Consider the following 14,615-nt stretch of genomic DNA (forward strand, 5'->3'; position numbering starts at 1 on the left):
ACCTAGCGTGTCATTAATATATTAAAACGATCTAAATCAATAAACATAATTCCTATGCTTTGTTGGTTTTCATGAGCTTGATCCAAAGCGAGTTCGAGTCGATCATTCAATAAAAGCCGATTCGGCAGCCCCGTTAGTGCATCGCGATATACCATTTGATTGATTTTTTCTTCAGCCCTTTTTCGTTCTGAAATATCTCGGATGATGCAGCTAATGTACGTGTTTCCTTCTTCTTTCCAAACTGCTAACGATAGTTCAACTGGCAACTCGCTTTGATCTTTTCTTAAACCTTGCAGTTCATGCGCCTTACCAAACTCATTCTCCTCGGCTATGGTAATGAGACTCTCCAAACGCTCTTGATGATAGGCTAAGTAACGATCTGGAAAAATAATATGTAATTTTTCACCGAGAAGCTCCTGTTCTTCATAACCAAAAATGAGTTGGGCACCTTTATTCCAAGATATAATAGTCCCATTGCTATCTGCTAATATAATGGCATCATGGGCTGATTCCACGACAGAGCGAAATCTTTTCTCTGACATCATCAGCTGCGATTCAAATCGTCTATCAATAAATGTGCTAATGAATGTCAACCCTAAAATAAACAAAATGCCAAATCCTATCAAATACGCTAACAATGATGTGTCAAATGTATGCTCTGAGACCAAATGAGCATGATCATGCTTGAAGGTTGCAGCCGCCATGCCTGTATAATGCATACCACATATGGCGATCCCCATGATCAACGAACTACCTAGCTTCCGCATCCAAATGCGAGGCGAGCTTGCATTCTGTTTTACTGAGAATAACAACTGGAGTGCTACTAATGAAACAACATAAGCAATGATGGCAGAAAGAGCCCATAGAAAGGGATTATATTCAATTGTTGCGCCCATGACCATTGCTTCCATGCCAATGTAATGCATCGAAACGATCCCTGTGGCAATCAAAGTAGCTCCGATAAACACGTGAGACTTGTGCATAATGGATCGGCTAATGATATGTAAGGCTAACCAAGATGCAAGCAGCGCTGGTATAATGGAGTAAATCACCATAGACAATTGGTAAGTGACGGAAAATGGTAAATGAAATGCCAGCATCGCAACAAAATGCATGGACCATATGCCCATTCCCATCGCAAAAGCGCCTCCAGCTAACCAGGCTTGCCTTGCAGAGCTTTTGGCCTTATGGATTCTGATTGCAAGATCCAATGCAGCAAATGATGCTATGATGGCAATGAGAATCGAAAAGATGACGAGCGGGATGTTATACGTACTTGAGATAGTTTCCACAATGATGCCTCCTCAGTTTAGGCATTGATAATTACAAACCGAAGGAGTCACTGGTTCAGCTCAATAAGCCTAACATTACATTTAAATATTAAATATATTGAAAACCATCTTTCCATGATTTACATGGAGCCTCTATACATTTATGTCGAAAATACTCGAAAACATGCAAAAGTTACATATTCGCGTATTTTTCTTGTATAATATACAAATCAAAACCATCCTTCACCTGTTTGTGTAAAGGATGGTTTTGATTCGTATGACTAGTCCATACAATAATTAATGCAATTAACATTAGAGAAGAAGCTCCGCCTCGTCTCCCGTTTTAACACCTGCTGCATTTCCTTCGTCTGTATCAATATGCATATCCAAAGCAAATTGATCCGATACTCGTGCAATCACATCTTCCAAAATTAAAGGTCTTTCACCACGCAATTGAACTCGAAGGCGTTGTTTATCTTGTATCCCCCATTGATTGGCTTCGGTAGTATGCAGATGAATATGTCTTACCGCAACAATGACACCTTTCTCTAAGGTAACTTCCCCTTTGGGGCCAATCACACGCAATCCAGGCGTATTTTCAATTTGACCCGATTCACGTACTGGAGGTTGAATTCCTAACGTAAAAGCATCTGTGCGTGATACCTCAATTTGTGTTTGAGGTCTTATCGGACCCAGAATCCGTACTTTATCGAATTGACCCTTAGGCCCTACAATGGCAACAGTCTCCTGTGCCGCGTATTGCCCAGGCTGGGAAAGAACTTTGAATACCGAAAGCTCATATCCATCACCGAAGAGCTCGACTACATGCTTTTGGGAAAGATGTATGTGTCTTGCTGAAACACCAATTGGAATCAAGTGCATTGTGGAAATCATCCTCTCATTAAAATCATATCTGTAAGTATTACCGCTTAGCAAAAAAGGCATACGGAATTTCACCGCATGCCTTTGTAAGTAATAGTTTATTTGAACTCAGTAAGCAATTTACTGAAGTCAGCTTCGGAAAGCTTAAGATCTTGTTTCGATAGACCTTCTTTAGCAAAAGTAGGAAGAGAATCTTCATAGCTCTTTTTGTCTTTGTTTTGGTAGATGATACCCGTAAGCATGGAGTTTGTTTCCATGATTTTCGTCATCGCCATTACACGGTTTGTGTAATCGTAGTCTGGAATTTCATCCAAGTCTACGATGTTCTCTTTGAACCAGTCATACGTGTTCACTTTGTTGAACGTTACGCATGGGCTGAATACGTTAATCAAGGAGAAACCTTTGTGGTTCAGACCAGCTTCGATAACAGCAGTTAACTGTTTCAAGTTACTGGAAAACGATTGTGCTACGAAGGAAGCTCCTGCAGCCATTGCAATTTCCAATGGAGAGATCGCGGACTCAACCGTACCTGATGGTACGCTTTTCGTCTTGAAGCCTTCCGCACTACGTGGCGATGCTTGACCTTTCGTCAAACCGTAGATTTGGTTATCCATTACGATGTAAGTAACATCTATGTTACGACGAATAGCATGAACAGTATGCCCCATACCAATTGCAAAACCGTCTCCGTCTCCACCAGAAGCGATAACTGTCAAATCGCGGTTAGCCATTTTCACGCCTTGTGCGATTGGCAAAGATCTACCGTGGATACCATGGAATCCATATGCATTGATGTATCCGGAGATACGTCCAGAACATCCGATACCTGATACGATTGCTAAGTTTTCTGGTTCTAGACCAACGTTAGCTGCAGCACGTTGAATAGCTGCTTGTACGGAGAAATCTCCGCAACCAGGACACCAGTTAGGCTTTACATTGTTACGAAAGTCTTTTAATGTTGCCATGCTAAAGTCAACTCCTTACATTTTTGTTCGATTTCTGCTGGTAAGAATGGATTACCATTGTATTTAAGAACATTTTTAATTTTATCTGCATGACCAACATGCAGTTTAATTTGATCTGCCAATTGACCTGTAGCGTTGTTTTCAACAACGATAACTGTTTTCGCTTTTTCAATAAGTGGGCGAAGTTGGTCAGCTGGGAATGGATGAATCAAACGTACAGTTGCATGGTTAGTTTTGATACCTTCCAATTCAACGCGACGTCTAGCTTCATCGATCGTGCCGCCAGTTGAACCCATACCGATAATTAGAAGATCTGGGTTGTCGTGAGGTGCATCGAATTTAATTGCATCAGTCACTTGAATGTGTTTCAACTTCTCAAGACGCTTATCCATCATGCGTTGACGGTTTTCAGTGCTCTCGGAAGGACGACCTGTTTGGTCATGCTCAACACCTGTAACATGGTGGATACCGTGCTTAACACCTGGAATCACACGCGGAGATACACCATTTTCAGTGAACTCATAACGTTTGAACAATTGGTTAGCCTCTTGTTCTGGCGCTTCTGTTACTAATGCACCGCGGTCAATCACGATACGATTATAATCTAGCATTTCTGCGGATTGTTTACCCAATGAAAGCTGAAGATCTGTCATAAGGATAACTGGCACTTGATATTTCTCAGCAAGGTTAAATGCTTCAATTGTATCGTAGAAGCACTCTTCGATCGTACTTGGAGAAAGCACGATTTTCGGGATTTCACCGTGAGTACCGTATACCATTGCGTTCAAATCGGATTGTTCTTGTTTCGTTGGAAGTCCTGTACTTGGACCACCACGTTGTGTATCAACGATAACAACAGGCTGTTCTGTCATACCTGCTAGACCAATAGCTTCCATCATCAAGGAAAGTCCCGGACCTGCAGAAGCTGTCAATGCACGAGCACCAGCGTAGTTAGCGCCAATTGCCATTGTTACTGCTGCAATCTCATCTTCGGTTTGGATAACAGTCCCACCCATTTTAGGAAGTACCTTTTGCAAGTATTCCATAACTTCGGATGCTGGTGTAATTGGATAAGCTGGCATGAAGCGGCAACCTGCAGCAACAGCTCCAAGAGCGATTGCATCATTTCCGATCATGAACAATTTTTGTTGTCCGTCAGCAGGCTCTAGTTGGAAGTCAGCGATAGGTCCGCCAGCGAGTTCAAGAACGGATTCCGCACCTTTACGAACTGCTTCAATATTCTTCTCAACGACAGCGGCACCTTTACGGCCAAATTCTTCTTCAACAGCTTTATTAAACACGTCAATCGGCAAGCCAAGTAGAGCCCATGAAGCGCCTGACGCGGCCATGTTCTTAAATAGGGAAGTTCCTAATTCCTCTGCGATTGCAGTGATCGGTACTGGAAACAATCTAGCTTTGATTCCTTCAGGTAAAACAGGGTTAAATTTAGCATCCGCAACGATAACACCATTATCACGAAGTTCGTGTGCGTTGAAATCGATACTTTCTTGGTCAAAAGCAACAAGAATATCTAAATCGTCTGAGATTGCGCGAATCGGCTTGGTGCTGATGCGAATCTTGTTATTTGTATGCCCCCCCTTAATCCGTGAAGAGAAATGACGGTACCCATACAAATAGTAACCGAGACGGTTCAATGCAGTGGAGAAAATGCGGTCTGTACTTTCGACCCCTTCACCCTGCTGACCTCCGATTTTCCAAGATAACTGACTAATCACCGTACGTCCACTCCTTTTAATTGTAGCTGCATGAAGAAAATTTGATAAGCTAATTGTATAGTATTTTAAGATGATGCAATAAAAAATTTCTTTCACTTGTCATCCAAATTCTATGCCTTTGCAGAGTAAATTGCAAGAGGTTTAACCGTTTCTAAAAGATAGAGTTTTTAGATTGTATCCATATCAATATTAGATTGATTCCTTCCTATCATTGCGGAAGGTTCGCCAACATGAAATTCCGCCAATTGCCATACAAGAATGCCTCTACTTGCGACTCCGTATAGTTTTTACATAAAGCCTCTATAATATTTCCGTATTGTCCAACATGTCTTAAATCTTTCACCCACTGCTCGATGCCATCAAAATCCGAACCAAACCCAATATGGGCCTCTCCGCCTAATGCACAGATATAATCAATATGTTTCAGGATCGATGAGATCTGGATGGTTGTTTTTGAGTTATCCAGAAAGTAGGGTACAAACGTAATTCCCATCAAACCTTTACATTCTATGATAGCTTTAATTTGATCATCTGATAAATTTCTTGGATGGGGACAAATGTGATATGCGTTTGAATGCGAAGCAATGAATGGTTTTTTGTAATCTTGGGCGAGCTCCCAGAATGCTGCTACAGAAAGATGGGACACATCGACTATTATACCCAAAGTTTCGATTTCTTTTAACATGAGCTTCCCTTTTTTCGTAAACCCGCCATTCCTGGGCTCCATTACACCGTCCGCCGCCCAATTCGCGTAGTTCCAGGTCAGTCCTGCACAGCGAACGCCTAAGTGATATAGAATGCGTAAGTGGGTCAAATTCCCAGCAAGTGCATCCATACCTTCCAAGGTTAAAATGGCCCCAACTTTCTGAGACTGCTCCAATGCTAGCCAATCCGCTGCTGATTGAATAAAGCTCATTTGCGGGTGACTTATAATCTTCCGATGAAAAACATCTATCATTTGTAAAATATGATCAAAGCTTGGGTTGGAAATGGATTCCGGAAGATAAATGGCAAAATATTGTACCTTAACCCCTGCCTGCTGAAGCTTTGGAAAGCTTACATCCAACTCTAACTCATCCTGGTTGAAATCTAGCTTAGAATTCTTGTATAGCTTCGTTAGTGCATCGCAATGCCCATCTACAATTCCCATCTTAATTCCGCCTCCTGACCTCGTAAACAGGTATCTAAACAGCACAAAAACCTCTATACAGAGGTTTCATAGGTACTGTGATAACATTTCGTTTGAACTGGTTGTCAGTCATGAAAGTCAACACTTATACAGTTGCCTTACCGTCTACCGAGGCTCGACAATCAATTTAATAGCTGTCCGGTCCTCCCCATCAATAACGATATCCGTGAAGGCTGGTACACATATTAAGTCGACTCCACTAGGCGCCACAAATCCTCTTGCGATAGCTACTGCTTTGATGGCTTGGTTCAATGCGCCTGCACCTATCGCTTGGAGCTCAGCGGCTCCACGCTCACGCAATACGCCTGCCAATGCACCTGCTACGGAGTTTGGATTGGATTTTGCTGAAACTTTTAATACATCCATGAATAGTACCTCCTCGGAAATGATGGATAGCTTCCAATACCCATCATATTCGCAAGGTTGATTAAACATGCTAACTCATCCCATTATTACTGATTACGCATTAGTCCATGAATACCTGATCTTCATCATACCGAATCAAGTTAATCCCTTTGGCTAATCCTGTCTGATCGTTTAGTTCAATAACAACGGCATGGAAATGCCATTTCCCCTCATCCGTTATGAAACGAACAGGAAGCTGTGTCTTGAACTTCTGGAGCACAGCGTTACGTTCTACCCCTAATATGCCATCACGAGGCCCTACCATCCCTACATCCGTCACATATGCCGTCCCTTGAGGCAATACACGGTTATCATTCGTTTGTACATGAGTATGCGTTCCAACAACCGCAGAAACTCTTCCATCCAAATGCCAGCCCATTGCGATTTTCTCTGAAGTCGCTTCCGCGTGAAAATCGACAAATACAAATTTATGTTTTTTCTTATCGCCTTCCAAAATTTCATCCACTTTACGGAATGGACAATCGATCGGTGGCAAGAATGTTCGTCCTTGTAAATTAATGATAAGAAGTTCTTGATCCTTCACTTTAATTGTCGTATGGCCTCTCCCTGGAGTCCCTGGTGGAAAATTCGCAGGACGGACCATTTTATCATCACGATCGATGAAATCAAAGATTTCTTTCTGATCCCATGTGTGATTTCCCATCGTAATTGCCTGAATGCCCATTTCATAAATCTCTTTCGCAATGGCTGCTGTAATTCCTTTGCCCGCGGCTGCATTTTCTCCATTAGCAACGAACACGGCATGCGGATGTAATTGCTTTAGTCTTGGCATGATATTCTTCAATGCTTTTCTTCCAACAGAACCTACGATGTCACCAATAAATACAATTTTCATAACGTAAGACTAGCTCCTTTATGACCGAAATTGTTCTGGCTAGCAGTACTTGCAGTATACATTCGGCCTTGAAAATAAGGAAAAGTGGCTATGATAGCCACTTTTCGCATTTGGTTCTTATTTAGCGTATTCAACTGCTCTTGTTTCACGAATGACCGTAACCTTAATATGTCCTGGATAATCGAGTTCGCCCTCGATTTTCTTCGTAATATCACGGGCTAAACGGAACGCTTCAGTGTCATCCACTTTCTCTGGCTGCACCATAACGCGTACTTCACGGCCTGCTTGAATGGCATATGATTTCTCAACACCTTCAAACGACTCTGAAATCTCTTCCAGCTTTTCAAGACGTTTGATATACGTTTCTAGTGTTTCTCTACGAGCACCTGGTCTCGCCGCGGACAATGCGTCTGCAGCACCGACGAGCATTGCAATAACAGAGGTTGCTTCCACGTCACCGTGATGTGAAGCAATACTATTAATAACGATTGGATGCTCTTTGTATTTCTTACCTATCTCAACACCGATTTCAACGTGAGACCCTTCAACTTCATGGTCTAACGCTTTACCAATGTCATGAAGCAGCCCGGCACGTTTCGCCAAAGTTACGTCTACCCCGAGCTCCCCGGCCATTAAACCAGCCAGATACGCTACTTCCATGGAATGTTTCAACACGTTCTGTCCGTAACTTGTTCTGAACTTCAGGCGCCCCAAAATTTTGATTAAGTCAGGATGCAATCCGTGTACCCCAACTTCAAACGTCGCTTGCTCCCCATATTCGCGGATACGTTCGTCCACTTCTTTGCGGGACTTCTCAACCATCTCTTCGATACGTGCTGGATGAATACGTCCATCCGCCACAAGTTTCTCAAGTGATGTGCGAGCAATTTCACGACGGATTGGGTCAAAACCTGATAAGATTACTGCTTCAGGCGTATCATCAATAATAAGGTCAATACCTGTCAATGTTTCCAATGCACGGATATTTCTACCTTCACGACCGATAATACGGCCTTTCATTTCTTCATTAGGCAACGAGACAACTGAAACCGTGGTCTCAGCTACGTGATCTGCCGCACAACGCTGAATAGCAAGTGTGATGATCTCACGCGCTTTCTTATCGCCCTCTTCTTTGGCTTGTTGTTCAATCTCTTTGATAAGCTGCGCAGTTTCATGGCGAACTTCTTGCTCTACGTTTGTAAGAATAATGCTCTTAGCTTCTTCCATAGTAAGCCCAGAAATTCGTTCCAATTCGGAAACTTGGCTTTTATAAAGCTGATCAATCTGTGTTTGTGTATCTTCGATACGCTTCTCTTTGTTGGCTACTGACTCTTCTTTACGCTCGAGAGATTCTAATTTTTTATCCAGCGATTCCTCTTTTTGCAACAATCGTCTTTCTTGTCGTTGAATTTCATTTCGACGCTCACGAATGTCTTTTTCAGCTTCGGACCTTAGCTTATGCACTTCGTCCTTTGCTTCCAGAACCGTTTCTTTTTTCAGTGCTTCTGCTTCCTTCTTGGCAGACTCAATAATCTGCTCAGCGGCTGTTTCAGCACTGGAAATCTTCGCTTCTGCAAGAGATTTACGGATAAAATAACCAATCCCTAAGCATGCAGCTCCAACAACGAGAATGATCGCGATCCAGATGGCAGTCATCTTGTTCACCTCCTCGTTGGTTTCTCCAAGGTGTTAGCTTGGGATACCTTCGGTTTTTAATCCGATTCAATTGTTGACTAGTCATACATACCCTTACTCAAAGAAAGAGCATGGCTTTTAAATGAATGCGCACCGTGCATTTGGGCACTCTAGTGCTAATAATCCATAATCAACAGTATAAAAATTGGCGATTTTTACAGCTGTCATCTCAAAATCAATGAAATTAGTATGATTTTGAATACATTATGAAAATATACAATGTTATTTTATCTTTTGTCGAAGAAGCTTGTCAAGCGAATGTCCAAGAGTTGATCATTTAGGCCCAGTATCTAAGGAGAAATAATTAACCACATTAAATTACTTGAAAACTAATTAACGTGATTAATTATCATCGAAACCATCTTCCAAAAACGCCATTTCCTCATCATCTGTTTCAGTGCTGATCAACCCCAAGACCTTAGTAACAATCGCGCCTGTATAACCTCTTCGCATTAGAAATGCCGCAGTCTTACGCTTTCTATCCATCAGCTTTCCTGATGTTTGCTTCCATTTCGTTCTGGCTATTTTTAATGCTCCAACATACTCATCTTCCGGGTTTATTGTCTCCATGGTACTTTTAACCACATCTTGATGAATTCCCTTTTGTTGAAGTTCTTGTCGAATCAAGTTACGCCCTTTGCGCGCAGAAATAACACGGTTGTCTGTCCACATCTTCGCAAATTCTTCATCATTGATGTACTTGTTTTCGATAAGCTTCTCACTCGCCCATTCAATGATCGGAGCTTCGAACCCTTTTTCCTTCAGCTTTCGTTTTACCTCTGATAGGGAATGAGGACGTCTCCCAACAATATATAGTGCTTTAACATAAGCCAAATTCCGCTCTTCATCTAGGATGATGGCTTCTATTACTTGTTGATATAAGGATTCACCTTTGTTTAATCGATGTTTGATCAGAATATCCTCATGAACAGAAAAAGCATACTCCTCATTTAGATAGATGTTATAGCGATGTCTTCCTTGTTTTTGTTTCTCTACCTTGGTTATTACCTGTTCCTGTTCCACTTCCTGTACCTCTTCTTGATTCATTTCCACAAACCTCCAATAATGAAGAAAAAACACCCCAACACAAGGTTAAGGTGCTTCTTCCATCCTATATTTCTAAACCTATTCGAATGCTGTTTCCAAATCATCTTCTTCATCATCCGAATTTGGACCAACCACTTTAATCAAGTTGCTGTTTTCTCTAATTCTCAGTTCAATTGTTTCCGAGATCGCTTTGTTATCTTTCAAGAATTGCTTTGCGTTCTCACGACCTTGACCAAGACGTTCACCTTCGTACGAATACCAAGCGCCGCTCTTATTCACGATATCAAGCTCAGTTCCGATATCAATAATGCTACCTTCACGTGAGATACCTTCACCGTACATAATATCAACTTCAGCTTGCTTAAATGGAGGTGCTACTTTATTCTTAACAACCTTAATTCTCGTACGGTTACCAACCATGTCATTACCTTGTTTGATAGTTTCAATACGACGAACATCCAAACGAACGGAAGAGTAGAACTTCAGTGCACGACCGCCCGGAGTTGTCTCAGGGTTACCGAACATCACGCCAACTTTCTCACGCAATTGGTTGATGAATATAGCAATAACTTTAGATTTATTGATTGCACCAGACAGCTTACGAAGTGCTTGTGACATCAAACGCGCTTGAAGACCTACGTGAGAATCCCCCATGTCGCCTTCAATTTCCGCTTTTGGTACTAACGCTGCTACGGAGTCGATAACAATAATATCTACCGCGCCACTACGTACAAGTGCTTCCGCGATTTCAAGCGCTTGCTCGCCTGTATCTGGTTGGGAAAGCAATAGTTCATCTATATTAATACCAAGCTTACTTGCATAGGAAGGATCCAACGCATGCTCCGCATCGATAAAGGCAGCTTGTCCGCCCACTCTTTGAACTTCAGCAATCGCGTGTAGTGCTACGGTTGTTTTACCTGATGACTCTGGTCCGTAAACTTCAATAATTCTTCCACGTGGAAATCCACCTATTCCAAGCGCGATATCAAGGGCAAGTGAACCCGATGAGATCGTTTCAACTTGCATATGTGTAGATTCTCCAAGTTTCATGATGGAGCCTTTTCCGAACTGTTTCTCAATTTGACGTAATGCGTTATCAAGTGCGGCACGACGATCTGACAAAACGACCACTTCCTTCTATCATTATAGGTATATGATAACTTGTTTTGGCATGTTTGCCAAGCATTTTTTCGAACATACATTCGTTTTTTTTTGCGAACAAACAAAAAACCGTAACAAAGTTATCGCTTTGCTACGGTTCTTCCGTTAACTATTTCTGATTATAGAGGATATCTAGTTTTCTTTCAACTGTTTCCACAATTGATAGAGTGAACGCTTCGCAGCTCTTTGTTTGATAATCTCTCTATTCCCAGATAATTGGAGTGTAAATACTTCTGTCTTCGCATGCTTTTGTGCCAATCCAACATAAACAAGACCAACAGGCTTCCCTTCAGACGGACTTGGACCCGCCACACCGGTCACGGAGATCCCAAAGTCACTACCAGTCCTAACTAACAACTGTTCAGCTAAAATAACAGCTGTCTCGCTGCTAACAGCACCTGGGGCGCCCTCTCCCTCCAAAATATCCATCGGCACACCAAGCAGCTTATGTTTTAAAGCGTTTGAGTAGACGATAATGCCTCCTAGGAATGATTCTGAGCTACCTGGTACTGCCGTTATTAGATCACTGAGCAAGCCTCCTGTACAGCTCTCAGCTACTGCAAGAGTCTTCTGGCTCTTTGCAAGTAGCTGCAAAACGATCGTCTCAATAGGGACGTCTTGATCCGCGTAGAGATACTCCCCTAGCCGATTCTTAATCTCAGCTTCTGTCGCTTGTAATTTGATCTCGCCTTCTTCGGTCGAATGTGCACGCGTTGTTAAACGAATCGTGACTTCACCTTCTTTGGCGTAAGGGGCAATTGTCGGGTCAGATTGCGCCCCAATCAAATCCAACAATTGATGCTCCAAATTGGACTCGCCAAGGCCTGCAAATTTCAACATCTTCGAGTAAAGCGGAACTTCATCTGTCATTAACAATTTAAGCCATGGCACGGCATAATTTGTAAACATCGGCTTCATTTCTTTCGGTGGACCCGGCAATAGAACGAAATGTGTCCGCTTGAACGTAAATGCATTCCCGACTGCCAAGCCTGTATCATTATGTAAGGGATCGCTGCCTTCTAGCATATGGGCTTGACGTCGATTGCTTTCCACCATATGAATCCCTCTTGATGCAAACATCGCTGTAATAGACTCCATAGAAGGCTCGTGAATGATCAATTTACGCCCCGTAAATGCCGCTAAAACATCTTTGGTTAAATCATCCTGCGTGGGCCCTAGACCACCCGTACAAATCACGACATCCGCTCTTGATGCAGCTATTTTAAGGCTATCGAACAAACGCTGCTCGTTATCTCCGACGACAGTTTGAAAGAAAATATCAATCCCTTGTGCAGCACATTCCCTCGATAAAAATTGCGCATTAGTATTCACAATTTGACCAAGTAGCAATTCTGTTCCTACCGCAATGATTTCAGCTTTCATCTACTGAACCCTCCTTAAAATGAGAAAACCTCTAACGAGATCGTTCAATGAAGATCGACCGCGTTTAGAGGTATGTTGAATCTATTATGATTTTTCCGAAAAATCTATGACATGCTTATTTTTCACGAAATATTCCACGCCTGAATAAACGGTAATAATTGCTGCTGCCCAACTAGCTATAACATCAAAGGGGAAATCTAGAAACGTAAATGGAAAATTATTAATTAGCAGTGCAATGATGGCTGTAATCTGAGCCGCCGTCTTCGCCTTACCCCATTTGCTGGCCGCCATAACAGTACCCTCTAAGAGAGCAATTTGACGAAGTCCAGTAACTGCCCACTCTCTGCTAATAATGACAATAACGATCCAAGCATCAACTTTATCCATTTCTACTAACGAAACAAGTACAGCGGTAACAAGCAGCTTGTCTGCCAAAGGATCTAGCAGCTTGCCCAAATTCGTGACAAGATTACGTTTCCTAGCAATGTAACCATCTAAGCTATCTGTACTCGCAGCAATAATAAAAATTAAAGCAGCAATAATTTGATTATACGTTATGCTAAACTCCTCTATCCGTATTTGAGGAAATTTTACCTTAATCAACAGAAAAAACATGATGATGGGTACTAATAAAATTCTCGCTACGGTGATGCGATTAGCTAAGTTCATGCAATTACCTCCCCGGATAAGTCAAACTCATAGGAGTGGGTAATGCGAACTTTGGCAAGCTCTCCAATGTTCAATTTCGCATTCGATACGAATACCTCACCATCAATTTCTGGTGCATCGAACTGGGAACGGCCGATATAAACATCACTTCTGCCATCGTATCTTTCAATAAGCACATCAATTTCTTGACCAATTCGGCGACCGCCGCGGATATTGGAAATCTCACGTTGTATTTCCATAATCGCATTAGCACGGTATTCTTTGACATCATCCGGCACTTGATCCGGCAGTCTTGCTGCTGGCGTATCATCTTCCTTGGAGTACGCAAAAACACCAAGACGATCGAATTGAACATCACGCACGAATTGTTTCAAGTTCTCAAAATCTTGTTCAGTTTCACCTGGGAAACCAACAATAAGAGAAGTACGGAGGGCAACATCCGGAATGGATTCGCGAATTTTACGAACGAGTTCGCGTGTATCCTTTTGGCGGCCTGGTCTACGCATACGTTTAAGAATCGAATCTTCACTATGCTGTAAAGGCATATCAATGTACTTGCACACTTTAGGATTCGTTGCCATCACTTCGATTAGTTCATCACTGAAGAAGCCTGGGTATGCATAGTGCAGACGCACCCACTCAATACCTTCAACTTCACTTACTTTGTTCAACAAAGTAGGAAGCATAAAGCTATCATAGATATCCGTACCGTAGTTTGTTGAATCTTGCGCGATTAAGCTGATTTCTTTAACGCCTTGTGAAGCAAGGTTCGCCACTTCTGCAACAACAGATTCCATGCTTCTACTTTTAAAGGCACCACGCATAATGGGAATACTGCAGAATGTACAAGCGTTATCGCAGCCTTCCGCAATCTTCACGTACGCTGTATAACGAGGAGTTGTCATCAATCTAGGTAGATCTGCGTCATAGTTAAACACCGGATTCCCTACCAGAACCGGTTTCTTCCCTCTGAGCGCTTCATCAACAATATGATTAATTTTATCAAAATCGCCCGTACCGACAATGCCATCAATCTCAGGCATCTCTTCCATCAACTGCTTTTTGTATCGTTGTGTTAAACAGCCCGAAACGATTAGCGCTTTAAGATTCGCTGTTTGTTTCAGTTCTGCCATATCCAAAATTGTATTTACGGATTCCTCTTTTGCAGCATCAATGAACCCGCAAGTGTTCACGATAATGACTGTGGCATCTTCCTTGTTATCAACAAGTTGAAAACCACGGCCATGAATTAAGCCTGACATAATCTCGGAATCAACTAAATTCTTCTCACATCCGAGAGTAACTACTTTAACCTTTTCTGTCATGAAAGAAACAACCTCCAATAGTCCTAAAAAA

At 42.2% G+C, this 14,615-nt stretch carries 13 protein-coding genes; all 13 read right to left on the reverse strand.

Features of this window, described 5'->3' with window-relative positions:
* Positions 1-2: 2 nt before the first annotated feature.
* Positions 3-1,292: an MHYT domain-containing protein gene (locus AC58PQ_RS12735; protein WP_497242308.1), complete on the reverse strand. Its 1,290-nt coding sequence runs from the start codon at positions 1,290-1,292 to the stop codon at positions 3-5.
* A gap of 291 nt (positions 1,293-1,583) precedes the next feature.
* Positions 1,584-2,153, reverse strand: a complete 570-nt coding sequence (pduL, locus tag AC58PQ_RS12740) for a phosphate propanoyltransferase (RefSeq protein WP_497242309.1) — start codon at positions 2,151-2,153, stop codon at positions 1,584-1,586.
* Positions 2,154-2,251: 98 nt separating this feature from the next.
* Positions 2,252-3,118 carry a 2-oxoacid:ferredoxin oxidoreductase subunit beta gene (locus tag AC58PQ_RS12745; protein ID WP_497242310.1) on the reverse strand — a complete coding sequence of 289 codons (867 nt, stop codon included), beginning with the start codon at positions 3,116-3,118 and terminating at the stop codon, positions 2,252-2,254.
* Complete coding sequence (locus AC58PQ_RS12750; RefSeq protein ID WP_497242311.1) at positions 3,106-4,854, reverse strand: 2-oxoacid:acceptor oxidoreductase subunit alpha; 1,749 nt, start codon at positions 4,852-4,854, stop codon at positions 3,106-3,108. Before AC58PQ_RS12750 ends, AC58PQ_RS12745 begins: the two co-directional genes overlap by 13 nt.
* A 208-nt stretch (positions 4,855-5,062) precedes the next feature.
* On the reverse strand, positions 5,063-6,004 hold the full coding sequence (locus tag AC58PQ_RS12755; RefSeq protein ID WP_497242312.1) for a dipeptidase: 942 nt from the start codon (positions 6,002-6,004) through the stop codon (positions 5,063-5,065).
* A 144-nt stretch (positions 6,005-6,148) separates the two neighbouring features.
* Positions 6,149-6,409, reverse strand: a complete 261-nt coding sequence (locus tag AC58PQ_RS12760; protein ID WP_028558349.1) for a stage V sporulation protein S — start codon at positions 6,407-6,409, stop codon at positions 6,149-6,151.
* Positions 6,410-6,509: 100 nt separating this feature from the next.
* The gene (locus AC58PQ_RS12765; RefSeq protein ID WP_497242313.1) at positions 6,510-7,304 is read right to left on the reverse strand and encodes a TIGR00282 family metallophosphoesterase; all 795 of its coding nucleotides are present in this window, start codon (positions 7,302-7,304) and stop codon (positions 6,510-6,512) included.
* Positions 7,305-7,421: 117 nt separating this feature from the next.
* Positions 7,422-8,960 carry a ribonuclease Y gene (gene rny, locus AC58PQ_RS12770; RefSeq protein ID WP_497242314.1) on the reverse strand — a complete coding sequence of 513 codons (1,539 nt, stop codon included), beginning with the start codon at positions 8,958-8,960 and terminating at the stop codon, positions 7,422-7,424.
* Positions 8,961-9,341: 381 nt separating this feature from the next.
* Positions 9,342-10,046: a regulatory protein RecX gene (locus AC58PQ_RS12775; protein WP_497242315.1), complete on the reverse strand. Its 705-nt coding sequence runs from the start codon at positions 10,044-10,046 to the stop codon at positions 9,342-9,344.
* 78 nt (positions 10,047-10,124) lie between these two features.
* Positions 10,125-11,168 (reverse strand): recombinase RecA, encoded by a 1,044-nt coding sequence (gene recA / locus AC58PQ_RS12780; protein WP_497242316.1) that lies wholly within the window; start codon positions 11,166-11,168, stop codon positions 10,125-10,127.
* A gap of 171 nt (positions 11,169-11,339) precedes the next feature.
* A complete protein-coding gene (locus AC58PQ_RS12785; protein ID WP_497242317.1) occupies positions 11,340-12,590 on the reverse strand; it encodes a competence/damage-inducible protein A in 1,251 nt (416 codons plus the stop codon).
* Between the two features lie 84 nt (positions 12,591-12,674).
* Complete coding sequence (gene pgsA, locus AC58PQ_RS12790; RefSeq protein WP_056625118.1) at positions 12,675-13,259, reverse strand: CDP-diacylglycerol--glycerol-3-phosphate 3-phosphatidyltransferase; 585 nt, start codon at positions 13,257-13,259, stop codon at positions 12,675-12,677.
* Positions 13,256-14,584 carry a 30S ribosomal protein S12 methylthiotransferase RimO gene (rimO, locus tag AC58PQ_RS12795; protein WP_477596376.1) on the reverse strand — a complete coding sequence of 443 codons (1,329 nt, stop codon included), beginning with the start codon at positions 14,582-14,584 and terminating at the stop codon, positions 13,256-13,258. The genes pgsA and rimO overlap by 4 nt, the downstream gene beginning before the upstream one ends.
* Positions 14,585-14,615 lie beyond the last annotated feature (31 nt).

The organism is Paenibacillus sp. J22P143, from assembly GCF_059692035.1.

Bases quoted from the DNA above. Each gene is read 5' to 3' on its own strand.
- AC58PQ_RS12785 (WP_497242317.1), bottom strand. From the start codon at position 12,590: ATGAAAGCTGAAATCATTGCGGTAGGAACAGAATTGCTACTTGGTCAA.
- AC58PQ_RS12745 (WP_497242310.1), bottom strand. From the start codon at position 3,118: ATGGCAACATTAAAAGACTTTCGTAACAATGTAAAGCCTAACTGGTGT.
- rny (WP_497242314.1), bottom strand. From the start codon at position 8,960: ATGACTGCCATCTGGATCGCGATCATTCTCGTTGTTGGAGCTGCATGC.
- pgsA (WP_056625118.1), bottom strand. From the start codon at position 13,259: ATGAACTTAGCTAATCGCATCACCGTAGCGAGAATTTTATTAGTACCC.
- AC58PQ_RS12755 (WP_497242312.1), bottom strand. From the start codon at position 6,004: ATGGGAATTGTAGATGGGCATTGCGATGCACTAACGAAGCTATACAAG.
- AC58PQ_RS12775 (WP_497242315.1), bottom strand. From the start codon at position 10,046: ATGAATCAAGAAGAGGTACAGGAAGTGGAACAGGAACAGGTAATAACC.
- pduL (WP_497242309.1), bottom strand. From the start codon at position 2,153: ATGCACTTGATTCCAATTGGTGTTTCAGCAAGACACATACATCTTTCC.
- AC58PQ_RS12760 (WP_028558349.1), bottom strand. From the start codon at position 6,409: ATGGATGTATTAAAAGTTTCAGCAAAATCCAATCCAAACTCCGTAGCA.
- rimO (WP_477596376.1), bottom strand. From the start codon at position 14,584: ATGACAGAAAAGGTTAAAGTAGTTACTCTCGGATGTGAGAAGAATTTA.
- AC58PQ_RS12765 (WP_497242313.1), bottom strand. From the start codon at position 7,304: ATGAAAATTGTATTTATTGGTGACATCGTAGGTTCTGTTGGAAGAAAA.